The 21,241-nt window shown below is 65.1% G+C and carries 20 protein-coding genes; 10 read left to right on the top strand and 10 right to left on the bottom strand.

Annotation, left to right across the window (positions count from 1 at the left end; translation table 11 throughout):
- Positions 1 to 4 precede the first annotated feature (4 nt).
- On the bottom strand, positions 5 to 589 hold the full coding sequence (locus tag AC5RUQ_RS03585) for a tripartite tricarboxylate transporter TctB family protein (RefSeq protein ID WP_493946392.1): 585 nt from the start codon (positions 587 to 589) through the stop codon (positions 5 to 7).
- Positions 590 to 594: 5 nt separating this feature from the next.
- A complete protein-coding gene (locus tag AC5RUQ_RS03580) occupies positions 595 to 1,599 on the bottom strand; it encodes a Bug family tripartite tricarboxylate transporter substrate binding protein (protein WP_493946021.1) in 1,005 nt (334 codons plus the stop codon).
- A 142-nt stretch (positions 1,600 to 1,741) separates the two neighbouring features.
- On the opposite strand from AC5RUQ_RS03580, the gene AC5RUQ_RS03575 reads away from it, so the two are divergent.
- The 5 genes from AC5RUQ_RS03575 to AC5RUQ_RS03555 all read left to right on the top strand — a co-directional run bounded on the left by AC5RUQ_RS03575 (position 1,742) and on the right by AC5RUQ_RS03555 (position 8,122).
- Complete coding sequence (locus AC5RUQ_RS03575; RefSeq protein WP_493946020.1) at positions 1,742 to 2,626, top strand: LysR substrate-binding domain-containing protein; 885 nt, start codon at positions 1,742 to 1,744, stop codon at positions 2,624 to 2,626.
- Between the two features lie 140 nt (positions 2,627 to 2,766).
- Positions 2,767 to 3,681, top strand: coding sequence for a 5-dehydro-4-deoxyglucarate dehydratase (gene kdgD, locus AC5RUQ_RS03570; protein WP_163161357.1), 915 nt, complete (start codon positions 2,767 to 2,769; stop codon positions 3,679 to 3,681).
- A gap of 41 nt (positions 3,682 to 3,722) precedes the next feature.
- A complete protein-coding gene (locus tag AC5RUQ_RS03565; protein WP_493946019.1) occupies positions 3,723 to 5,336 on the top strand; it encodes an aldehyde dehydrogenase (NADP(+)) in 1,614 nt (537 codons plus the stop codon).
- Entirely contained in the window at positions 5,333 to 6,661 is a 1,329-nt protein-coding gene (locus AC5RUQ_RS03560) for an enolase C-terminal domain-like protein (protein WP_493946018.1), read from the top strand. The genes AC5RUQ_RS03565 and AC5RUQ_RS03560 overlap by 4 nt, the downstream gene beginning before the upstream one ends.
- Before the next feature lie 108 nt (positions 6,662 to 6,769).
- Positions 6,770 to 8,122, top strand: a complete 1,353-nt coding sequence (locus tag AC5RUQ_RS03555) for an MFS transporter (protein ID WP_493946017.1) — start codon at positions 6,770 to 6,772, stop codon at positions 8,120 to 8,122.
- A 113-nt stretch (positions 8,123 to 8,235) separates the two neighbouring features.
- Here AC5RUQ_RS03555 and AC5RUQ_RS03550 read toward each other — a convergent pair whose 3' ends face one another.
- Entirely contained in the window at positions 8,236 to 9,465 is a 1,230-nt protein-coding gene (locus tag AC5RUQ_RS03550) for a beta-ketoacyl-[acyl-carrier-protein] synthase family protein (protein WP_493946016.1), read from the bottom strand.
- Between the two features lie 5 nt (positions 9,466 to 9,470).
- Positions 9,471 to 11,084: a peptide chain release factor 3 gene (locus AC5RUQ_RS03545; protein ID WP_163161347.1), complete on the bottom strand. Its 1,614-nt coding sequence runs from the start codon at positions 11,082 to 11,084 to the stop codon at positions 9,471 to 9,473.
- Between the two features lie 720 nt (positions 11,085 to 11,804).
- Here AC5RUQ_RS03545 and disA point away from each other — a divergent pair.
- Positions 11,805 to 12,881 carry a DNA integrity scanning diadenylate cyclase DisA gene (gene disA, locus AC5RUQ_RS03540; protein ID WP_493946015.1) on the top strand — a complete coding sequence of 359 codons (1,077 nt, stop codon included), beginning with the start codon at positions 11,805 to 11,807 and terminating at the stop codon, positions 12,879 to 12,881.
- A 17-nt stretch (positions 12,882 to 12,898) separates the two neighbouring features.
- Here disA and AC5RUQ_RS03535 read toward each other — a convergent pair whose 3' ends face one another.
- The gene (locus tag AC5RUQ_RS03535; protein ID WP_493946014.1) at positions 12,899 to 13,585 is read right to left on the bottom strand and encodes a hypothetical protein; all 687 of its coding nucleotides are present in this window, start codon (positions 13,583 to 13,585) and stop codon (positions 12,899 to 12,901) included.
- A gap of 177 nt (positions 13,586 to 13,762) precedes the next feature.
- On the opposite strand from AC5RUQ_RS03535, the gene AC5RUQ_RS03530 reads away from it, so the two are divergent.
- The 3 genes from AC5RUQ_RS03530 (at position 13,763) to AC5RUQ_RS03520 (ending at position 15,763) form a co-directional block, all read left to right on the top strand.
- Entirely contained in the window at positions 13,763 to 14,683 is a 921-nt protein-coding gene (locus AC5RUQ_RS03530; RefSeq protein WP_493946013.1) for an HhH-GPD family protein, read from the top strand.
- Between the two features lie 80 nt (positions 14,684 to 14,763).
- Positions 14,764 to 15,195: a DUF3592 domain-containing protein gene (locus AC5RUQ_RS03525; protein ID WP_493946012.1), complete on the top strand. Its 432-nt coding sequence runs from the start codon at positions 14,764 to 14,766 to the stop codon at positions 15,193 to 15,195.
- A 76-nt stretch (positions 15,196 to 15,271) separates the two neighbouring features.
- Complete coding sequence (locus AC5RUQ_RS03520; RefSeq protein WP_493946011.1) at positions 15,272 to 15,763, top strand: hypothetical protein; 492 nt, start codon at positions 15,272 to 15,274, stop codon at positions 15,761 to 15,763.
- Positions 15,764 to 15,765: 2 nt separating this feature from the next.
- Here the strand turns inward: AC5RUQ_RS03520 and AC5RUQ_RS03515 are convergent, their stop codons facing one another.
- The 5 genes from AC5RUQ_RS03515 to AC5RUQ_RS03495 all read right to left on the bottom strand — a co-directional run bounded on the left by AC5RUQ_RS03515 (position 15,766) and on the right by AC5RUQ_RS03495 (position 19,251).
- Positions 15,766 to 15,942, bottom strand: coding sequence for a hypothetical protein (locus AC5RUQ_RS03515; protein ID WP_493946010.1), 177 nt, complete (start codon positions 15,940 to 15,942; stop codon positions 15,766 to 15,768).
- Positions 15,943 to 16,020: 78 nt separating this feature from the next.
- Complete coding sequence (gene dhaM, locus AC5RUQ_RS03510; RefSeq protein WP_493946009.1) at positions 16,021 to 16,716, bottom strand: dihydroxyacetone kinase phosphoryl donor subunit DhaM; 696 nt, start codon at positions 16,714 to 16,716, stop codon at positions 16,021 to 16,023.
- Positions 16,713 to 17,345, bottom strand: a complete 633-nt coding sequence (gene dhaL, locus AC5RUQ_RS03505; RefSeq protein WP_493946008.1) for a dihydroxyacetone kinase subunit DhaL — start codon at positions 17,343 to 17,345, stop codon at positions 16,713 to 16,715. Before dhaL ends, dhaM begins: the two co-directional genes overlap by 4 nt.
- A gap of 2 nt (positions 17,346 to 17,347) precedes the next feature.
- Positions 17,348 to 18,349 (bottom strand): dihydroxyacetone kinase subunit DhaK, encoded by a 1,002-nt coding sequence (gene dhaK / locus AC5RUQ_RS03500; protein WP_493946007.1) that lies wholly within the window; start codon positions 18,347 to 18,349, stop codon positions 17,348 to 17,350.
- 392 nt (positions 18,350 to 18,741) lie between these two features.
- Positions 18,742 to 19,251 (bottom strand): amino-acid N-acetyltransferase, encoded by a 510-nt coding sequence (locus AC5RUQ_RS03495; protein ID WP_493946006.1) that lies wholly within the window; start codon positions 19,249 to 19,251, stop codon positions 18,742 to 18,744.
- Positions 19,252 to 19,561: 310 nt separating this feature from the next.
- Between AC5RUQ_RS03495 and AC5RUQ_RS03490 the strand changes: the two genes are divergently transcribed.
- Positions 19,562 to 21,025, top strand: a complete 1,464-nt coding sequence (locus AC5RUQ_RS03490; protein WP_493946005.1) for an amino acid permease — start codon at positions 19,562 to 19,564, stop codon at positions 21,023 to 21,025.
- Positions 21,026 to 21,241 lie beyond the last annotated feature (216 nt).

The raw sequence follows: 21,241 nt of genomic DNA, 5'->3' as shown, positions 1-21,241 counted from the left end.
TCTCCTAGAAGAGGTGGGGAACGGAGGTGTTCAGCGCGAGGACGAAGATGGCATAAAAAGCGATGACGACGCTCGTACTGACCACCAGCGTGGAGCGCCAGGTTTCGCCGCCGAGGAAGCGCATCCAGATAATGCAGAGCACCAGGGCAGGCAGTTCAAAGCCAATCAGCGGCATGAGGGCCACCATGGCAGCGAGGGTCACCAGGCCGGTGAGCGGCGAGGTGGACATGCGCGTGAACTTTTCCGCGTCCCGGTTATGCCGGCCGGCAACCAGCTGGAACAGGCCCAGTGCCACCATGACGCAGCTGATGATGAACGGCCACAGGCCGGGCTGCGGGGCGGACGGCGTGCCCAGCCCCATTGCCATCGAGAGGATGGCTGCAGCAACGCCGACGCCAAGAACCACCAATGATGATGCAACGTTGGCGAGGGCTCCGGCTGCGGGATGTTTTTCTTCCTCCCACTGTGCTGCGAGTTGCTCTGGGGTCAGGTCATCCAGGACTTCATCGGGGAAGGTGTGGGGGGCGTCCCCGCCGGAGGCAGCAGTAGCACTGCTGCCTCCGGCGGGTCCTGCGGGGGTTCCTTTCACAGAAATCACTTATTTCCGCTCAGGCTGATGTCGTGCTTCTCCACCAGTTCCTTGTACTTCGCTGCGTATGCCTTCCATTCCGTCACGACTTCCTCGCCGGAAATCTCCTTCGGGGTCAGCATGTTCTTCTTGTTGAACTCCTTGTAGGCGTCAGACTTGAACGACTCCTGGAACGCGGCGAGCAGCTTGTCCTTGACCTCCTGCGGGGTACCCTTCGGGGCGGCCACTGCACGGTACTGGGCAACCGGAACGTCATAGCCGGCTTCCTTTGCCGTGGGCGTGTCAGGAAGGAAGCTGTTGCGCTCTTCCGAGAAGACCAGGAGCGGGCTCACCTTTCCGGCCTCGATCTGCGGCATGGCTTCGCCCAGCTGGATAGTGGCGAGCTCCACCTGGTTGCCGAGGACTGCAGTCAGGGCCGGTTTGCCGCTGTCGAAGGGGATGTCCGTGCCTTTGACGTCAGCCTGCTTGAACAGCACCGTCTGGGCAAGTTGGCTACCCGTGCCGACGCCGGTGGTGCCGAAGGTGACGTTGCGTCCTGCTCCAGTGACATCCTGGAAGGTCTTGAATCCGGACTCGGCGCTGGCCACCAGCACGTAATCGTCCTGCGACAAGCCCGTAATGATGTCCAGGTCATCAATGTTCACTGCTTCATCGGCGCTGACCGCCAAGGGGGTGATGGTGATCAGGGATGCGTTGAGCAGGACCAATTCCTGGCCATCGGCGGGCTTGCCGGCCACTTCCTTGGTGGCCAGGGCGCCGTTGGCGCCAGGCTTGTTGACCACTGGCATCGGCTGGCCGAGGGTCTTGGAGGCACCTTCGGCGAGGGCTCGGGCAATCAGGTCGGTGCTGCCACCGGCAGCCTGGCCCACGGAGAGGTTTACAGGGCCGGACGGGTATTTGGCCGAGTCGGCCGCGCCGCCGCCGGCGACATTGCCGCACGCCGTCAGCGCCAGCAGCGTAACGGCCGATGCCGCTCCGAGAATCGTGCGGCGTGTGGGGAAGTGCTTCATTGGAACTCCTAGTTGGCACGGCGGGCGTTGGGGCCCGGAACATCTGTGAAGCGGGTCACCCCGTTCGCTTTGTCGAGTGTAGGGAGTGGTTATGATGCATGTCTAAGCCCAAATCTGCATCATTTGATACCTGGAAGGCATCATGTTTACTTTTGACCAGCTCGCCGGCTTTATCGCCGTGGCGGAGGAGCTCCACTTTGGACGGGCGGCGGAACGGCTCAACATGACGCAGCCCCCGCTAAGCCGCCAGATCCAGAAGCTGGAGAAGATCGTGGGTGCGGAACTGCTTGAGCGGGACAATCGCAAAGTGGAGTTGACGCATGCAGGACAGACGTTCCTGGAGGAAGCGCGCCGCCTCATGGCCCTTGCCGAACGGGCGCCGGTAACGGCGCGGCGCATCGCTTCGGGGCGGTCGGGCATGCTCCGCATCGGGTTTACCGCCGCCAGCGGCTTCAGCATCCTGGGGCCGCTGCTGGAGGAGCTTTCACAAATCATTCCCGATGTGGATGTGGACCTGCAGGAGCTGGTCACAGGCGAGCAGCTCAACGGGTTGCTGACGGGCGAACTGGATCTCGGGCTGGCGCGTCCTCCGTTCGACAAGGAGACCTTCGACTCCCACCTCCTATACCGCGAGTCCATGGTCCTGGCCGTCCCGTCCGGTCATCCACTGACGCTGTTGGCGCGGGATATCTCGCCGGAGGACTTCGAAGAGGAGCCGCTGATTATGCATTCCGCCACCCGGGCCCGCTATTTCTACGACCTCGTGGTCCGGACGCTCCCCTTCAACCATGCCAACGTTGTCCACACCGTGAGCCAGATCCTGACCATGGTGTCGCTGGTTGCAGCAAAGCGCGGGTTGGCCTTTGTGCCCCACTCCGCCACCCTGCTGGGCATCAAGGGCGTGGAGTTCCTCCCGCTCACAGGCGGGGACGGGGAGCAGGTTGAGCTGCACGCCATCTGGAACCGCAGGATTACGAACCCCGCCCTTCAGCGCCTGCTGCGGGACCTTGAGTTCGCCATGGAATAGATTGGGGCGGCCATTGCCTGCAATGCCTGGAAGGTATCAATACATACAAAATTGCACTTAGACAGGCATCGGCGTCACTCCTAGTCTGGGAAGGAATCATCAGCCCGCCGCCCGCGGCGCACACACCGGAGGACCACACCGTGGCAAAGTACTCACCCCAGGAACTGGCGGACACCCTCAAGGAAGGCCTGCTGTCCTTCCCTGTCACCTCATTCGATGCCGAGCTGCAGTTTGATGAGGAGAACTACCGCAAGCACCTGGCGTGGCAGGCGAGCTTCCCGGTAGCAGGCCTTTTCGCGGCCGGCGGTACCGGCGAAGGCTTCTCACTGACCCCGGCCGAATCAGAGCGCGTAGTGCGCACCGCCGTCGATGAAGTGGGCGGCCAGGTTCCTGTCCTTGCCTCTGCCGGCGGTTCCACCGCGCAAGCGATCGAGAACGCAAAAGCTGCCGAAGCGGCCGGCGCGGACGGTCTCCTGCTCCTCCCTCCGTACCTGACAGAAGCGGACCAGGCCGGGCTGACCGAGCACGTGAGCGCAGTATGTGCGGCCACTTCCCTTGGTGTCATCATCTACAACCGGGCCAACGCCATCTACAAGGACACCACGGTGGCAACCCTGGCTGACCGCCACGAAAACCTCATCGGCTTCAAGGACGGCGTGGGCGACCTTGAGCACGACGCCCGGGTCTACGCCAAGCTCGGCGACCGGCTCTTCTACCTTGGCGGCCTGCCTACCGCCGAAACCTTTGCGCTGCCGCTGCTGCAGCTCGGCATGAGCACTTACTCCAGCGCCATGTACAACTTCGTTCCGCAGTTCGCCCTGGACTTCTACCAGGACGTGCGCAACAACGACCGGGTTGCCGTGAACAAGAAGCTCAACGACTTTGTGATCCCGTACCTGGATATCCGCGACCGCGTGAAAGGATATTCCGTGTCCATCGTCAAGGGTGGCCTGGACGCCATTGGCCGCTCCGCCGGGCCGGTCCGTCCGCCGCTGCAGGACCTCGCCGAGCAGGACCTCGCGGACCTCAAGGCCCTCATCGCGGCCGTCTCCTGATCCGCCCTCTCCTGATCCACCCTTTACTAGGAGGAACCACTGTGACCCTTACCGGACACTCCCTGATCGCCGGACAGCCCACTGCCGGCGAAGGCAAAACCACGTTCGGCTTCGACCCGGCAACCAACCAGGCGCTGGAGCCCACCTACACGCTGCTCACCGAGGAGCAGCTCAAGGCAGCAACGGCTGCCGCCTCCGAGGCCTTCGCGTCCTTCAGCACCCTTGACCCGGAAACCCACGCCGGCTTCCTGGAAGCCATCGCTGACAACATCGAGGCCATCGGCGAAGAACTCATCGTTCGCGCCGGCCAGGAAACGGGCCTCCCCGCCGCGCGGCTCCAGGGCGAACGCGCCCGCACCACCGGCCAGCTGCGCCTCTTCGCGGCCGTGGTCCGGCAGGGCGACTTCCGCGGCGTCCGCATCGACCCCGCGCTGCCCGGGCGCACTCCCCTCCCCCGCGCAGACATCCGCCAGCGACAGATCCCGTTGGGCCCGGTCGCGGTGTTCGGAGCCAGCAACTTCCCACTGGCCTTTTCGACGGCGGGCGGGGACACCGCCGCGGCCCTCGCCGCAGGGTGCCCCGTGGTCTTCAAGGCCCATAACGCCCACCCCGGCACCGGTGAACTCGTCGGGCAGGCAGTTGTGAAGGCCGTCAAGGACTTCGACCTGCACCCCGGCGTGTTCTCCCTGGTCTACGGACCCGGCGCCAGCATCGGCCAGGCCCTCGTCGCAGACCCCAACATCAAGGCCGTCGGCTTCACCGGCTCCCAAGCCGCCGGCATCGCGCTGATGAAGACCGCGGCAGCCCGCCGCGAGCCCATCCCCGTTTACGCCGAAATGTCCTCGCTGAACCCGGTCTTCGTGTTCGACGGCGCCCTGAACGGCTCCGCCGAACAAATCGACGCCCTTGCGCAGCTGTACGTTACCGCCGTCACCGGCAGCTCCGGCCAGCTCTGCACCTCCCCCGGCCTGTTGTTCGCCCCGGAAGGTGAGGCAGGGGACAAACTCGCTGCCGCCGTCGCACGCGCTGTCTCCGCCTGCTCCGGCCAGACCATGCTCACAGCAGGCATCGCCGGCTCCTGGAAAGCCGGTGCCGAAGCCCTCGGCAGCGCTGAAGGCGTGAACCTCATCGGCAAGGGCACCGACGGCGAAACCGAGAACGCCCCGGCCCCTACGATCTTCGGCACCCAGGTCCGCGACTTCGTGACCAACCCGGTCCTGCACGAGGAAATCTTCGGTGCCGCATCCCTGGTGATCCGCTACGCCTCGGTCGAGGACCTCCTCCAGGCCGCCGCCCGCATCGAAGGCCAGCTCACCGCCTCGCTGCAACTGACGGAAGAGGACTACCCGACGGCGGCACGCCTCCTTCCCGTCCTGGAACAGAAGGTGGGCCGCATCCTCGTCAACGGCTGGCCCACCGGCGTCGAAGTAGGCCACGCCATGGTCCACGGCGGCCCCTTCCCCGCCACCTCCGACTCCCGCACCACGTCGGTCGGAACCCTGGCCATCAATCGCTTCCTGCGCCCCGTCGCCTACCAGAACCTCCCCCAGGAACTCCTTCCCGCACCCCTCCAGGACAAAAACCCCTGGCACCTCAACCGGCGAATTGACGGCGAAGTTGTTCCCGCTGCGGAGAAGGCTGAGGTCGGCGCATGAGCAACCAGCCCACAATCACCAATGTAGAAGTAGTGCCCGTTGCCGGCCATGACAGCATGCTGATGAACCTCAGCGGAGCACACGGCCCCTTCTTCACCCGCAACGTCGTCATCATCACCGATTCCGAAGGCCGCACCGGCCTCGGCGAGGTTCCCGGCGGCGAGAAGATCCGCACCACCATTGAGGAAGCTGGCGCCCTCATCAACGGCAAACCGGTGGCACGCTACCGGTCGCTCCTGCGCGAAGTGGCGGCCGAGTTTGCCGACCGTGATGCCGGCGGCCGCGGCCTGCAGACCTTCGACCTGCGCACCACGGTCCATGCAGTCACCGCCGTCGAGTCGGCCCTGCTGGACCTGCACGGCCAGTTCCTCGGCGTCCCGGTGGCGGAGCTGCTGGGCGACGGCCAGCAGCGCACCTCCGTCCCGATGCTCGGCTACCTCTTCTTCATCGGCGACCATTCCCGCACCGACTTGCCCTACCTGGTGGAGGATGCACCGGCTGACCGGTGGGAGAAGCTCCGGCGCCAGGAGGCAATGACCCCGGAAGCCGTCGTCGCGCTGGCCGAGGCCGCCCAGGAACGTTACGGCTTCAGCGACTTCAAGCTCAAGGGCGGCGTGCTGTCCGGCGACGACGAAGTGGATGTTGTCACCGCCCTGGCAAAGCGCTTCCCGGAGGCCAGGGTGACGCTGGACCCCAACGGTGGCTGGCTGCTGGACGAAGCCATCCGGCTGGGCAAGCGCATGCAGGGCGTCGTTGCCTACGCCGAGGATCCCTGCGGGGCTGAGGGCCGCTTCTCCGGCCGCGAAGTGATGGCCGAGTTCCGCCGGGCCACCGGCCTGAAGACGGCCACCAACATGATCGCCACGGACTGGCGGGAAATGTCGCACGCCATCCGCAGCAACGCCGTCGATATTCCGCTGGCTGATCCGCACTTCTGGACCATGCACGGGTCGGTACGGGTGGCGCAGATGTGCCACGAGTTCGGCCTTACCTGGGGATCTCATTCGAACAACCACTTCGACATCTCGCTGGCCATGTTCACGCACACTGGCGCCGCGGCGCCTGGCGAGATCACCGCCCTGGACACGCATTGGATCTGGCAGGACGGCCAGGGCCTCACCAAGGAACCGCTGCAGATCAAGGGCGGTGCCATCGACGTTCCGGACGCCCCCGGCCTCGGCATCGACCTGGACCGCGAAGCCCTGGACAAGGCGCACCAGCTGTATCTGGCGCACGGCCTCGACGCCCGGGATGACAGCATCGGCATGCAGTACTACATCGATGGCTGGTCCTTCGATCCGAAGCGGCCCTGCCTCGTACGGTAGCCGCCCGGCAGGTGCCGTCCAGTAAAGTAGTGGGGTCGCTGTGGCCGGCCCCACTACTTTCAGGAGCCTGCAGCCGGCCTGCGTTATCTATTCCAAAGGAAACATTCAATGATGTCTGTGGACAATGCTGTCTCGGACGTGGCCTCGGCCACGAAAAAGTTCTTCAAGCGCGTGCTGCCCATCATGCTGGTCATGCTGGTCTGCAACCAGCTGAACCGGTCAAACATCGGGTACGCCCAGGACCACCTCCAGGCAGACGTTGGCATCGGGGCGGCCGCCTACGGGTTCGGGGCCGGGCTGTTCTTTATCGCGTATGCGATTTTTGAGCTTCCCAGCAACGTGATGATGGAGAAGTACGGCGCCAAGGTCTGGCTCACCAGGATCATGATCAGCTGGGGCACGGTTTCCTTCCTCATGGCGTTCGTACAGAACGAGGCCATGTTCTACGTCCTGCGGTTCCTGCTGGGTGCAGCGGAGGCTGGGTTCTTCCCCGCCGTCATCTTCTACTTCGCCCGCTGGGTGCCCGCCGGCCAGCGCGGCAAAGCCACGGCAATCTTCATCGCCGGCTCTTCCATCGCCGCAGCGCTGTCCGGCCCAATCGCCGGGATGCTCCTCAGCCTCCACGGTGCCCTGGGCCTGCGCGGCTGGCAGTGGCTGTTCGGCTTCGAAGGCGCCCTGTCGGTCGTCGTCGGCATCACCGTGTTCTTCCTCCTGGACGCCAAAATCAAGGACGCCAAATGGCTCACCGCTTCTGAAAAGGACGCCCTGTCCCGCGCCATCGCCGATGAGGACGCCCAGCACGCCACGGCCGACGGCGGAAAGATCAACCGCTGGAAAATGCTCCTGAACCCGCAGATCCTGCTGCTGTGCGGCATCTACTTCTCCGTGCAGCTGTCCATCTACGCCAACACGTTCTGGCTCCCCAGCATCATCAAGCAGATCCCCGGCACCACCGACCTGACCGTCGGCTTCCTGTCCTCCATCCCGTGGATTTGCGCCGTCTTCGCCATGTACTTCGCGGCAAAGCTGCAGGACAAGGCCCGGTCCAAGAAGCCGCTGCTGGTGGCCGCGCTGCTGGTTGCCGCAGTTGGCACGTTCGCGGCAGCCATCGCCTCACCGGTCATGGCCCTGGTGTTCCTGGCCGTTGCGGCCATGGGCTTCAAAAGCGCTTCCCCGCTGTTCTGGACCATCCCGCAGTCCGGGCTGCACCCGCTGGTCCTGGCCCCGGCCATCGCCATCATCAACTCGCTGGGCAACCTGGGCGGATTCGTTGCACCGTTCGGTTTCGGCATCATCAAGGAACAGACGGGAAGCGTCATCCCCGGCCTCTTTGCACTGGCCGCCGCCTCCACCATTGCCGCCGGCCTGGTGTACTTCCTGAAGGAACGCCGCAGCGAAACGGAGCCGTCCGCCGAGTCCGAGGACCGCAGTGTGGAGGCGGGGGTGCCCAGCCGGGCCTAGTGATAAGGCGATTGTGCCGCAATCGCCGGAACGCCGCCGGGACGCTGTAGCGTTCCGGGCGTCACCGCACTGTTCCAGCGCCCGGGCCGGGAAAACCGTCCCGGGCGTCTGCGTTACTGGCCGGTGATTACCAGGGCAACGCTGTGCCCGCCGAAGCCGAAGGCGTTCACCAGGCCGGCCGGAGCATTCTCCGGCTGGAGCTGGCGCGCGTCTTCGGTGACGACGTTAAGGTCCACCTCCGGGTCCAGCTCTTCAACGTTGAGGGTCCCGGGCAGCATCCCGGTGCGCAGGGCCCCAAGGACCACGACGGCGGCGAGCGCACCGGCGCCGCCCAGCAGGTGGCCGGTGTGGCCCTTGGTGGAGGTGACAGGGATGCCGGAGCCGAAGATCGCGTTGATGGCCTGGCCCTCGAGCCGGTCCCCCACGGGGGTGGATGTTGCGTGGGCGTGCACAAATCCGATGTCCTGGGCCGTGAGGCCTGCGGATTCGAGCGCCTTCTGCATGACGCGCCGCTGCATGGCAGGATCGGCAGCCACGATATCGTTCGCGTCCGAGGTCACCGCTCCGCCTGCCACGGCCCCCAGCACCGCTGCACCGCGGGCGCGGGCGTGTTCTTCGCTCTCCAGCACCACCACGCCGGCGCCCTCCGCGAGGACAAAGCCGTCACGGCCGCCGTCGAACGGGCGTGATGCACGCTGCGGGTCCCCGGCGCGGGTGGACAGTGCACGGATCTGGGAGAAGCCTGTGATGACCAGGTCGTTGATGGAGGCATCAACACCGCCGGCGATAACGACGTCGGCCGCCCCGGAGCGGATCATCTCCGCTGCCTGGACAATCGCCTCTGCCCCGGAGGCACAGGCACTTACCGGCGTCCGGGCGCCGCCGCGGGCGCCGAGGTCGATGGAGACCCAGGCCGCCGGGCCGTTGACCATAAGGCGGGTAAGTGTGTGTGGCGAGACCTTGCGGGGGCCGGATTCGGCAAGGGTCCGGTCCTGCTCCAGGGTGGAGCCCAGCCCGCCGTACGCAGAGCCGATCACCACGGCAAAGCGCTCTGGATCCACCTCCGGGGCGCCGGCCTGCTTCCAGGCTTCCCGGGCAGCGATGAGCGCCAGCTGCCCGCAGCGGTCCATGCGCTTCATCTCACGGGTGCTGAGGTGCCCGGAAAGGTCAGCGGTGACCTGTCCTGCGATCTTCACGGGCAGCTGTTCCGCCCAGGCCTCCTCAAGCGGGGCAATGCCGGACTTTCCGGCCACCAGGCCTGACCAGGTTTCGGCCACAGACGAACCAAGCGGATTGATGGTGCCGGCGCCCGTGATCAGCGCACGGGGTTGAACTGCGTTCACGGTTCCTACTTTGCGGGGTTGTGTGTACCGATGGGGACAAGGGTGAGGTCCGGGTGGTTCTTTTCGATCCGGCGAAGGGCCCAAACATCATTGAACAAGGCCAGGTACTCGCCGTCGGACCGCAGGAGCACCTCGGCGCCCGGTACGTTGGCCAGGGCCGGCATGGCATCCGCCGTCGAAATCCTGGCCAGGGAATAGGGCAGGCGTTCCAGCCGCATGGGGGCGCTGAAGTCGTGCGCCATCCGGTCCTCCACCACCTCGAACTGCATGGGGCCGACGGCGGCAAGCACCGGCGCCTGGTCCCCGCGGACGTCGGACCGGAGCACCTGGATCACGCCTTCGTGCTCGAGCTGCTCGATGCCCCGGCGGAACTGCTTGAACTTGCTGGGGTCCTTGGAACGCGCAACCTGGAAGTGTTCCGGGGCGAACAGCGGGATGGCCGGGTATTCCACCGGGTCCTCGAGGAAGAGGCTGTCCCCCACGCGCAGGGAGGACGCATTGACCAGGCCCACCACGTCCCCGGGGTACGCCTCATCGATCACTTCGCGTTCGCGGCCGAACACCTGCTGCGCGTACTTGGTGGCGAAGGATTTCCCGGTGCGGGTTTGGGTGACCACCATGCCGCGCTCGAAGACGCCGGAGCAGACGCGGATGAAGGCAACGTGGTCGCGGTGGGCCTTGTTCATGCCGGCCTGGACCTTGAACACGAATCCGGAGAACGGCGATGCGACGGGACGCGGGGTGCCGTCCACGTCCGGACGCGGAGCTGCGGGCGGCGCGAAGTCAACCAGCGCGTCCAGCAGTTCCTTGACGCCGAAGTTCAGCGCGGCGGAGCTGAACAGGATGGGGGTGGCCTTGCCGGCGTGGAAGCTTTCGACGTCGAACTCCAGGTTGGATTCGATCACCAGGCCCGCTTCGTCCACGGCGTCGGACCAGTTGCTGCCCTGGCTTTCCGCTGCTTCCTCCGGGGTGAAGTACTCGGTGATGGCGATCTGCGCGCCGGCGTTGTTGCGCTGGAAGCGTGCGAAACGGTCGTTGCGGAGGTCCCAGACGCCGCGGAAGTCCCCGGAGATGCCCACGGCCCAGGTCAGGGGCATGGGCTGGAGCCCGGTGCGCTCGGTGATTTCGTCCATCAGGGCCAGCGCGTCCAGGCCGGGGCGGTCCCACTTGTTGATGACGGTGATGATGGGCAGGTTCCGCTGCTTGCAGACCTCGAACAGCTTCATGGTTTGGGTTTCGAGGCCCTTGGCTGCGTCCACGAGCATCACGGCGCAGTCGACGGCGGCCAGGACGCGGTAGGTGTCCTCGGAGAAGTCCGCGTGGCCGGGGGTGTCCAAGAGGTTGATGACGGTGTCCCGGTAGGAGAACTGCAGCGCCGCGGAGCTGATGGAGATGCCGCGGTCCTTTTCCATCTGCATCCAGTCCGAGACTGTTTCCTTGCGGTTGGCCTTGCCGCTGGAGGCACCGGCGGTGCCGATCACCTTGGCGTGCAGGGCCAGAGCCTCGGTCAGCGTGGATTTGCCGGCGTCGGGGTGGGAGATGACAGCAAAGGTCCGACGCCGGCCCGCCTCTTTGTGAATCTCCGAGATCCGGGCGGGGGTGAGGACATCTTGGGACACGGTGCTACTTTCGCTGCGGTCTGGGCTGCCCCTGGCACTGGACAGGCTTCAGGGGAGACGGGCTGGCGGACAGCCAAGTTCCCAGTTTATCGCAGCTTGGAGCAGCACCACGGGTTGTGCTTAACACCGGCGAAACCCGCGCTTCAAAACGGCGAAATGAGTTCGGACTACCGTGACCGCATGATGACGCCCCGCCCGTCCCCTGCGCCGCCGAAAAAACCTGAATCGGCAGGCTGCACTTCCCATCCAGGCAAACTGTTCTTTGATCCGTTGGCGGGCGCCCCTAAAGCACCAGGAGAGCAGGGACTTGGGTCCCCTTCGGGTGGAGACGGCTTCGCTGCAGAGGAGCCCCGGCCCCGGCCCCGGCCCCGGAAGAAGGTCGCTGTGGACGAACGGGCCCTTCGTGCAGCGTCACTAAGCAAAGTCAGCAGGGAGCTGGAACGGATGCTGCGCAAGCGGGCACGCTGAGTCCTACTGCACTGTCCTTGACTGCTTTGGAGCGGGAAAGTGCGGCCCCGCCACCCGCCGTCGATCGCGTTCCTGCGCCTCTTCCTGCCCTCCCCTAATGGGGCACTTTAGGGCTTGCCCGTGCGGAAGTAGGCGATTCTTACCCCTATCATTGAGCTTGCGGGAAAATGAGTACTTTTTGATCCTGCCGGCCAAGCGTTAAAGCCGGCATTCCTGCGGGCGAAGGTCCGCAACTGTGAAGGGAAACACCTGATGGCGCGGAGCCCCGAAGAATCTCTGAGGGCAACTCTGGGCAGAGTGGCACCCGGAACCCCGCTCCGGGACGGCCTGGAACGCATCCTCCGTGGGCGGACCGGCGCCCTCATCGTGCTGGGCTCGGACCGGACCATCGACTCCATCTGTTCCGGCGGCTTCGACATCGGCATCGATTTTTCCCCCACCCGCCTGCGCGAGCTCGCCAAGATGGACGGGGCAATCATCTGCGACAAGGACGCCGGCAATATCCTCCGCGCGGCAGTGCAGCTGGTTCCGGACTCCAGCATCGAAACCCAGGAGTCCGGCACCCGCCACCGCACGGCCGAACGGGTGGCCATCCAGACCGGCGTGCCTGTCATCTCCGTCAGCCAATCCATGCAGATCATTGCCCTGTACGTGAACGGCCTGCGGCACGTCCTGGAGGGCTCGGAGAAGGTCCTGGCGCGCGCAAACCAGGCCCTGGCCACCTTGGAGCGCTACCGCTCCCGCCTGGACCAGGTCACCAGTTCGCTGTCCGCTTTGGAGATCGAGGCGATGGTGACGGTGCGGGATGTGGCCGTCACCCTGCAGCGCCAGGAAATGGTCCGCCGCATTTCCGAGGAAATTTCCCAGTACGTCCTGGAACTGGGCGAAGACGGCCGCCTCCTCTCCCTCCAGCTCGATGAGCTCACCGTGGGCCGCGGGCCCGGAAGCGACGTAATCATCCGCGACTACGCCTCGCCCAACGCTTCCCCCGAGGACATCGAAAAGGCCGTCAGCGCCCTGGTGAGCCTGGGACCCACCGAGCTGATCGACCTCGGAAAAATCTCCGGAATCGTCGGCTTCGCGGGCGGCGAGGCAAACCTGGACGCGGTGGTGCAGCCCCGGGGTTACAGGCTGCTCTCGGGGCTGAAGGCAGTCCCTAAAGCCGTCGCGGACCGTTTGGTGGACCACTTCGGCGGGCTGCAGTTCCTGATGGCAGCCACCATCGACGACCTCATGACCGTGGACGGCATCGGCGACCAGCGCGCCCGGACAGTGCGGGAAGGTTTGAGCCGGATGGCGGAAGCAAGCCTGCTGGACCGCTTCCTTTAAGAGCCTGGCAGGACTCGTCAGGCCAGCTGGAAAACTGCCTTGGGGCTGGCTTTTGAGCCAAGCTTCGCCGTGAAGATGTAATACGCTCCGCCGCCCCCGGGCTTGGCTTCCACCGGCTGGCAGCCCTCCACACTGCGGTTGCGCGGCCACGGGAAGTTGGCGGTCTCGCTGGCGCCCGGGGCGATGATTTTCACCAGGTCTTCACTCTTTGCCTGGCAGTCCCGGGACGAAAAGATGCGGTCCGCGCCGCTTGTCACCAGGAACTCCATCTGCGAGGTTCCAATGTTGACCTCGCACGGCATGGTGCCGCCGTTTGTCACCTTAAGGGTGAGCAGCGGATTTTCCCCGGGCCCGTACGCGGCCTTGTCCGTGGAGGCAGAGACCGTCACGAGGTTCTGGTTGCAGGAAGGGGTGGCCGATGGCGTGGGCGTGGGTTCCGGAGCCGGGGCCGACGGCGATGCCTGGATGGAGGGATCAGCGGACGCTGGTGCGCCGGCGCCGTCCGTGGACGATGCCTGCTCCGACTTGCCGCTGAAGGCCCCGGCAAGGGCGAAGCTTCCGGCGATCAGTGCAATCACTATCAGCAGCGCCGCAGCCAGGAACAGCCGGCGCCGGCGGTACACAGCAGGGCTCGGCTTGCGGACGGTGCTGGAACCGGATGTAGTCGCCCTGCCACGTGATGCTGAATCGCCTTGCCTGCCCATTCTTCTAGGCTAGAGAACGGGTGCGGATCTGCTCCGCCACCACGCCGCCGCCCGGACAACGCTCTGGTCACATCACGTTTCCGGCCCGCCAAGCGGATCAATTACAGTGTTGGGATCGATACTCAAGCCTCCACCACCGCTTCGCCTGCCCTCCCTCCAGCCGGGGCGGAACTGCAGATGCTGCACGGCCGGATCAACACCTGGTTCGCGGACGTCGCCCGGGACCTGCCCTGGCGGAAGCCCGACTGTTCACCCTGGGGCGTGCTGGTCAGCGAAATCATGCTGCAGCAAACCCCCGTGGTCCGGGTGCTGCCCGTCTGGTTGGAGTGGCTGAAGCGCTGGCCCACACCGGCTGGCCTTGCGGGTGAACCTGCGGGAGAGGCAGTGCGTTCCTGGGGCCGGCTGGGCTACCCGCGCCGGGCGCTGCGGCTGCACGCAGCAGCAGCGGCCATCGTCCAGGACCACGGCGGCAAGGTTCCGGACAGCTACGCCGAACTGCTGGCGCTGCCCGGCGTGGGCAGTTATACGGCCGCAGCAGTGGCAGCCTTCGCCTACGGACGCCGCGAAACGGTGGTGGACACCAACATCAGGCGGGTCCACGCCAGGCTGATTACCGGGGTGGCACTCCCCGCCCCGGCGCTGACCGCGGCCGAAATGCGGCTCGCCGCCCGGCTCCTGCCGGACGACGGCGACACATCAGTCCGCTGGAACGCTGCGGTCATGGAGCTGGGGGCGCTGATCTGCACGGCCCGCGCACCCAAGTGCGGCGACTGCCCGGTCAGGGACTCCTGCGCGTGGCGGGCAGCCGGCGAGCCGCCGCCGTCGTACGTCCCGAAGGGCCAGGCCTGGCACGGCACCGACCGCCAGGTCCGCGGTGCCGTGATCGCTGTGCTGCGCGAGGCCGATGCGCCGGTGCCGCCGGAGATGTTCCAGCGGGAGCCGGCCGACCTGGGCTTCGCGCCTGCAGGGATTGGCGTACCGCTGGGCGCCCTGCATAGGTTGAATTCTGCTCCTGAACAGCTGGAACGGGCCCTCGCTGGCCTGCTCGCAGACGGCCTCGCGGAGCTGCACGGCGGCGGGTACCGGCTTCCCGCCTGAGCACCCGTCCGGACAGCGGCAGGCGCCGAGGCTGGTGCACGGAATGGCATACTTCTTGGTGACCGGAACCGGGGGAAACCGTGAGAATCATTCTGTACATCATCTGGGCCCTGTTTGTTGTGGCCGCGCTCTTAGCCCTCGTCCGGGCCTTGCGCAAAACCAGGCGCCGGGACCAGCTCACGGCAGCGTGGCCGAAGGTTCAGGCAACCGTCACCGGCAGCATCGCTGGGTGGACCAACGGCGGCGGCGGATCAAGCCGCAGCCGGCGCTTCTTCCCTACTTACCAGTTCGCCGATCCCCACGGCACCCTGTTCCCGGGTGAATCCGAAGTATCCTTCGCCAGAAAGCCGGTGCCTGGGTCCTTGATTGAGGTGGCTTACAACCCCGCCAACCCCAACGAGTCACTCCAGGTCTCCTCCGCCCCCAGGACAGCGATGGGCTGCCTGATCCCGTTCTTCGCGGTGTTCGCGATCGCGCTGTTCTGGTTTATCGGCGTCTTCCCGCTGGCCTAAGCGCGGCAGCATAACGATGTTTGCATCACTTCACGGCTGACCACGTGGAGGCAGCGCCCCGGCCGTACCCTGAAGTATGGGCAAGCCCGGGCTGCTTCTAGCGTTAATGACGACGGCGGGACTCGCCTCTGCGTGCGGCCCCGGCCCCGGCGCGGCTCCATGCCCGGCCATCGCACAGGCCACCGCCGTGTCCGTCACGGTTTCAGCCAGCTACGCGCCCCAGGTGGCAGCACTGCACCTCAAGGCCTGCCAGGACGGCGAGTGCACTGAAGATGACGTGGAACTCCACCCGGGCAGCGCGTCGATCGACCAGGGCTGCACCCCGGAAGGCGTGTGCTCCGCCACTGCCTCCCCCGACGGAACGAAATTCGCCAACTTGTTCCTGCAAACCCTCACCGAGTCACCCATGTCGGTAACCGCATCGGCAACTGCCCCGGACGGATCACCCCTGCCTGTGCAGGCCTTGGACTTCCGCCCCCGGGGCGACTATCCGTTCGGCGAGCAGTGCGGCAGGTTTATCACCGCATCGGTGCTGCTCGACGCCGCTGGCCTGCATGAGCAGTCCTGAGGCTAGAACAGCGCCGGTTGGGTGAAACTTTCATCCGTTGCAGCCTTGTCCGGGCCTCCCGCGGCCTCTGACTCAGCCCGCCACTCGAAACCCAGCTCCGCGAGGAGTTCCTCAACCGACAGCTGCCCCTCCAGCACTTCAATATCCGGGGAGTTGTCTTCAAGGTGGAGCCGTTCCATGCCATCGAGCATATTCGTAGGGGCCCGCTGCGGCGCTGGGAACACACCGCCAAGTCTGCATTCGGATTGTTCAAGCAGCTACGGCTCGCCGAAGCCTGCCTGCACCAGCCCGCCCACGTAATTCACCGCCCGCTCTGCGTCCGCTCCCCACGCCTCCACGTGCAGTACGGACCCCTTGCCGGCCGCCAACGTCATCAGCGCCGTCATGGAGGCGCCGTCAACCCCGTTGACCTGCACCTCGGCATCCAGCGACGACAGCCCGCCGGCAATCTTCGCGGCGGGACGTGCATGCATACCGGCCTGGTTGACGAGCTCAAAGTCACCCGTGTAATCGGGACCGGAACCAGTGACAGAGCCTTCCCCGACCTCCTGCAGCGCGGGGCTTCCGGCCTGCCGGGCAGGACCGCGCACAGCTTCCGCCGCCCGTTTCACTGCCTGCACATCCCCGCCGCCCTGTGCAGCAACGGCGGCTGCGACGAGCCCCTCCACCAACGGCGCGTCCGCCAGCACCATCTCCGCGGCGTCCTCTGCGAATTCCAGCGCGGATTCTGCAGTCATTACGGCAGAACCAAGGTCAGCCAGGATTACCGCTCCGTCACCGCCGGCGACCTTATCCAGCGCCGCCAGAACCTTCTCCAAACTGGTTCCGATCCGGCCGTCCATGGTGCCGCCTGCCGCCAGCAGCACGACGTCCGGCGCCATCTGCGCGGCGAGCTCCACGGCGCCGTCGGCTATCTTTTCGCTATGCGAGACCACCACGATGCTGACGGTCACGCAGCCGCCTTCACGGCCGCCCGGAGAATCAGCGCACTGGAAGCGGCGCCGGGATCCCGGTGCCCGGCACTTCGCTCCCCCAAATAGCTTGCACGTCCCTTCCGGGCTACCAGCGGATCGGTAGCCACGGCTCCGGCTTCGGCGGCCTCTGCCGCGGCGACCAAAACGCTCAAGGCATCCGGGCTGCTGTCTGCCGCGGCCTTATTTGCTGCCTCTGCCGCCGGCGTCCAGGCATCCACCATGGTTTTGTCCCCTGGCTCCGCTTTGCCCCGGGCCACTATCCCGTCCCGTGCCGCAGTCAATGCACTGGCCCACGCGGCAGGAGCAATCTCCGCAGAGTCCCCGAGCGAAGTTGCCGCGCGCAGGAACGCCGTTCCGTAGAGCGGACCGGCGGCGCCACCCACTTTGGACATCAGCGTCATTGCCGTCAGCTTCAGCGCAGCGCCTGGCGTTTCCGGCGGGGATTCGGACAGCTTGTCCAGGACAGCCTGGAAGCCGCGGTCCATATTTTCGCCGTGATCAGAATCCCCGATGGCCCGGTCCAGCTCGATCAGCTCAACCCTGTGCTCCGCCATCGCCTGCGCGCACAGGGTCAGCCACTTGACGGTCCAGTTCACGTCCAAAACCACAGCTACACGCCCCAACGCAGTGCCGCGGTGTGGACCGGGGCGTCCCACAGTTCGGTCAGTTCGTCGTCCAGCCGCAGCACTGAGATGGAGCAGCCCTGCATCTCGAGGGCCGTGATGTAATTCCCCACCAGGGACCGCTCGACGGCGGCTCCCCTGTCCGCCAGCACCTGCGCGGCCCGCCGGTAGACAATGTACAACTCGCTCAAGGGGGTGCCGCCCATTCCGTTCACGAACAGCAGCACCCTCTCCCCGGAACTGATGCCCAGATCGGCCAGCACCGGCGCCAACAGGCGGTCGGTAATGCCGTCAGCGTTTTCCATCGGGATACGGTGCCTGCCCGGCTCGCCATGGATCCCGATGCCGATCTCGATTTCATCCTCGGCCAGGTCGAAGCTGGGCGAGCCCGCATGGGGTACGGTACAGGCGCTCAGCGCCACGCCCATGGTGCGGACGTTGCTGTTGACGCGTTCGCCGATGGCGGCCACCGCGTCCAGGCCGTCCCCTCGTTCGGCGGCAGCTCCGGCGATTTTTTCCACCAGCACCGTCCCTCCCACGCCGCGCCGGCCCGCCGTGTACAGCGAATCCTCAACAGCAACGTCATCGTTGACGAGGACGGTGCGGACGTTGACGCCTTCCGCTTCGGCGAGTTCTGCCGCCGTTTCGAAGTTCAGGACGTCACCGGTGTAGTTCTTGACGATATGCACGACGCCGGCGCCCGAGTTAACGGCGAGTGTCGCGGGGAGGATCTGGTCTGGAGTGGGCGAAGTGAACACCGCCCCCGGCACGGCGGCGTCGAGCATGCCACGCCCCACGAACCCCGCGTGCAACGGTTCATGGCCGCTGCCGCCGCCCGAGACGAGGCCTACTTTCCCACTGACAGGCGCGTCCTTGCGCGTGATGAAGGTGGGATCTGCGCTGACGGTGACGAGGTCTGCGTGTGCCTGGCCGAAGCCCTGCACAGATTCGTCAACTACCGCCTTGGGATCGTTGATGAGCTTTTTCATGGGGGGTACTCCTGGTCTGCTTCCTGGAGGGTGACATTCCCGACCCTACTACCGGGCAGCGCGCCGGCGGTAGGGCTCCCGCCTTGCCGGATACAGAAAAGGGACAGCCCCCAATGACTGTCCCTTTCCCTGGGCCCCCCATCCCGGCCGAAGCTAGTTTATCCATCAAATCGAGTAAAAGGAAGTGCTGGTCAAGCGCCTTTCGCGCCTACCTGAGCTGCCGTTGGGAGGGTGTCATGCCTATGTCACGCGGCAGCCGGAAGCGCACCTGACAGCAGCCGCGACGTCGCCGGGAAAATGCCGTGGAAAAGAGGATGAGAAGGACCAACAGTCATTCATGACGCCGTCCACCAGGAAGGGAGTTCCTGTACCCTCGCCCGAAAGGATTTGGGTCAGAGGAACTTGATCATGCGGGTGTTTCCGAGCGTGTTGGGTTTCACCCTCGCGAGGTCCAGGAACTCGGCTACACCTTCGTCATGGGAGCGGAGCAGTTCTGAATACACCACGGGATCCACGGCCGACTGGTCTGCCATCACTTCGAAGCCGTGGCGCTTGAAGAAGTCCACCTCGAAGGTAAGGCAGAACACTCGGGCAACGCCCAGGGCGCGCGCTTCCTCAAGCAGGCTCTCCACCAGCACGTGTCCTACGCCTTTTCCCCGCCAGTCCCCGGAAGCAGCCAGTGTCCGCACCTCTGCAAGGTCTTCCCACATCACATGGAGTGCCCCGCAGCCAATAACTTCGCCGTCATAGGACTCGGCGATCCGGAACTCCTGCAGGCTCTCGTAGTAGGCCACCGTCTCCTTGGCCATCAGGATCCGTTGCTCTGCCAGCGGCGCCACCAGTTTCTTGATGGCGGAAACATCGCCGGTGCGCGCAGGACGGATGTGGAAGGAGTCAGTCACAGGGCAATCCTAGTTCGACCGGGCCGACCACCGGCCAACCGAACGCATGCTTCAGCTTGCTGTTAAGGGGCAAGCCGGTGCCGCCAATCAGACAATTGCCAGCGCCGGAGCGCAGACAACCAGCAGCTATGCGTCATGAGCTCGTCGAGTTGAAGCTCTGCTTATGCTCGGGAGCTGGATTTGGCCGTGACTGCGCAGGGTTCTGAAATGTGCCGCCATTGCGTTTGCGCAGGTGAGCGCCTACCAAGCAGTGTTTCGGATGTTACCCCCGTCACGCCAATGGGCAACGGCGCCCAACTCCGGAGGAAAAATGGCCATAGGCTCCCCAACGCTCACCGAGAAATCCTTAGAGCAGAACGAGAAACGCGGCCTTCGAAGGTCGATGGAAGCCCGACACCTGGTGATGATCGCCATGGGAGGGGTCATAGGATCAGGCCTGTTCCTCAGCTCGGGGTACACCATTGCGCAGGCAGGGCCACTGGGCGCAATCATCGCCTACCTCATCGGCGCAGCGGTGGTCTACATGGTGATGGCCTGCCTGGGTGAACTGGCTGTTGCCTATCCGGTTTCCGGCGCCTTCCACATCTACGCTGCGAGGTCGATTGGTCCTGCCACCGGTTTTGCAACAGCATGGCTGTACTGGCTGTGCTGGGCAGTTGCCCTGGGCTCGGAGTTTACGGCCGCGGGCCTTTTGATGCAGCGGTGGTTTCCCGAGGTAGACGTTTGGATCTGGTGCCTTGTTTTTGCGTCCATCCTGTTCGCACTAAATGCGATCTCCTCGCGGGTCTTTGGTGAATCGGAGTTTTGGTTTGCGCTGATAAAGGTCGCTGCGGTGATCGGGCTGATTGTCCTGGGTGGCGCAGCCCTGTTCGGCTTCCATCCTCTTGCTGAAAACGGCTACCCGTTCCTGGGCGAGAACCTCAATACGGCGCAGGGCTTGTTCCCCAATGGAATTACCGGGGTACTCATCACCACGCTTGCTGTCTTTTACGCTTTCTCCGGTTCGGAACTCATTGGCGTAGCTGCGGGTGAAACTGCCAATCCTGCAGTCAATATTCCGAAGGCGATGCGGACTACCGTTATTCGCCTGCTGATTTTCTTCGTTGGCGCCATTACGGTGATTGCCTGCACCGTTCCCTATGAGGAAACTTCCTTGGAGGCAAGCCCCTTTGTCACCGTCTTCTCGCAGCTGGGCATTCCCTATGCCGCCGACGTCATGAATTTCGTCATCATCACCGCCCTTTTGTCGGCCGGAAACTGCGGCCTGTTCTCCTGCGCCCGTATGCTTTTCTCGCTGGCGGACGAGGGACATGCCCCGAAGGCACTCGGGAAGCTGACCAAACGCGGAATTCCCCTCCTCGCCCTCTGCGTAAGTATGCTGGGCGGGCTGGCCTCCCTCGTCAGCAGCGTGGTAGCCCCCACCACCGTCTACCTGGTCCTGGTGTCCATCGCCGGGTTTGCGACGGTGGGCGTCTGGATGTCCATCACGGCATCCCACTTTTTCCACCGCAGTGCTTTCCTGCGGTCAGGAGGCCGCACCGCAGACCTGGCGTACAAAGCACCACTGTTTCCGCTGCTGCCCATCGCGGCATTCATCCTGTGCCTGATCTCCCTGATAGGCATCGGCTTCGACCCCACCCAGGCCACAGCCCTCTACTTCGGAATCCCCTTTGTAGGTGCCTGCTACGCCTACTTCCACTACAAGTACGGCCGCGGGCAAAAAGGCCAGCTGCACGAGCAGGACGCGGAACAGGAATCGGTGGACGCTCCCTAATTTCAAATACAAAGGCAGACGGTGCGGGACGGGCGGGATACAACTGCATCGCTGTCAGCACATTCGGCACGAGGCGGGAAGGCTGGGACATTTGCGTAGCTTGCTGAGGGCCCACGCTGGCAGGGTTCCTTGGCCGAGCTTGCGAGGCTAGGGGGCCAGTGGGGATGAAGGAGCAGCAAGCGGTAAATGTCGCAGCTTTCCCGCCAGACTAAGCCG

This window comes from Arthrobacter sp. MDT2-3 (assembly GCF_059090465.1).
This window is presented reverse-complemented; position numbering and strand designations above follow the sequence as displayed.

Excerpts from the sequence above, each read along its gene's own strand:
- AC5RUQ_RS03580 (WP_493946021.1), bottom strand. The coding sequence starts at position 1,599 with ATGAAGCACTTCCCCACACGCCGCACGATTCTCGGAGCGGCATCGGCC.
- AC5RUQ_RS03575 (WP_493946020.1), top strand. The coding sequence starts at position 1,742 with ATGTTTACTTTTGACCAGCTCGCCGGCTTTATCGCCGTGGCGGAGGAG.
- AC5RUQ_RS03560 (WP_493946018.1), top strand. The coding sequence starts at position 5,333 with ATGAGCAACCAGCCCACAATCACCAATGTAGAAGTAGTGCCCGTTGCC.
- AC5RUQ_RS03555 (WP_493946017.1), top strand. The coding sequence starts at position 6,770 with ATGATGTCTGTGGACAATGCTGTCTCGGACGTGGCCTCGGCCACGAAA.
- disA (WP_493946015.1), top strand. The coding sequence starts at position 11,805 with ATGGCGCGGAGCCCCGAAGAATCTCTGAGGGCAACTCTGGGCAGAGTG.
- AC5RUQ_RS03535 (WP_493946014.1), bottom strand. The coding sequence starts at position 13,585 with ATGGGCAGGCAAGGCGATTCAGCATCACGTGGCAGGGCGACTACATCC.
- AC5RUQ_RS03530 (WP_493946013.1), top strand. The coding sequence starts at position 13,763 with ATGCTGCACGGCCGGATCAACACCTGGTTCGCGGACGTCGCCCGGGAC.
- AC5RUQ_RS03520 (WP_493946011.1), top strand. The coding sequence starts at position 15,272 with ATGGGCAAGCCCGGGCTGCTTCTAGCGTTAATGACGACGGCGGGACTC.
- AC5RUQ_RS03515 (WP_493946010.1), bottom strand. The coding sequence starts at position 15,942 with ATGGAACGGCTCCACCTTGAAGACAACTCCCCGGATATTGAAGTGCTG.
- dhaK (WP_493946007.1), bottom strand. The coding sequence starts at position 18,349 with ATGAAAAAGCTCATCAACGATCCCAAGGCGGTAGTTGACGAATCTGTG.
- AC5RUQ_RS03490 (WP_493946005.1), top strand. The coding sequence starts at position 19,562 with ATGGCCATAGGCTCCCCAACGCTCACCGAGAAATCCTTAGAGCAGAAC.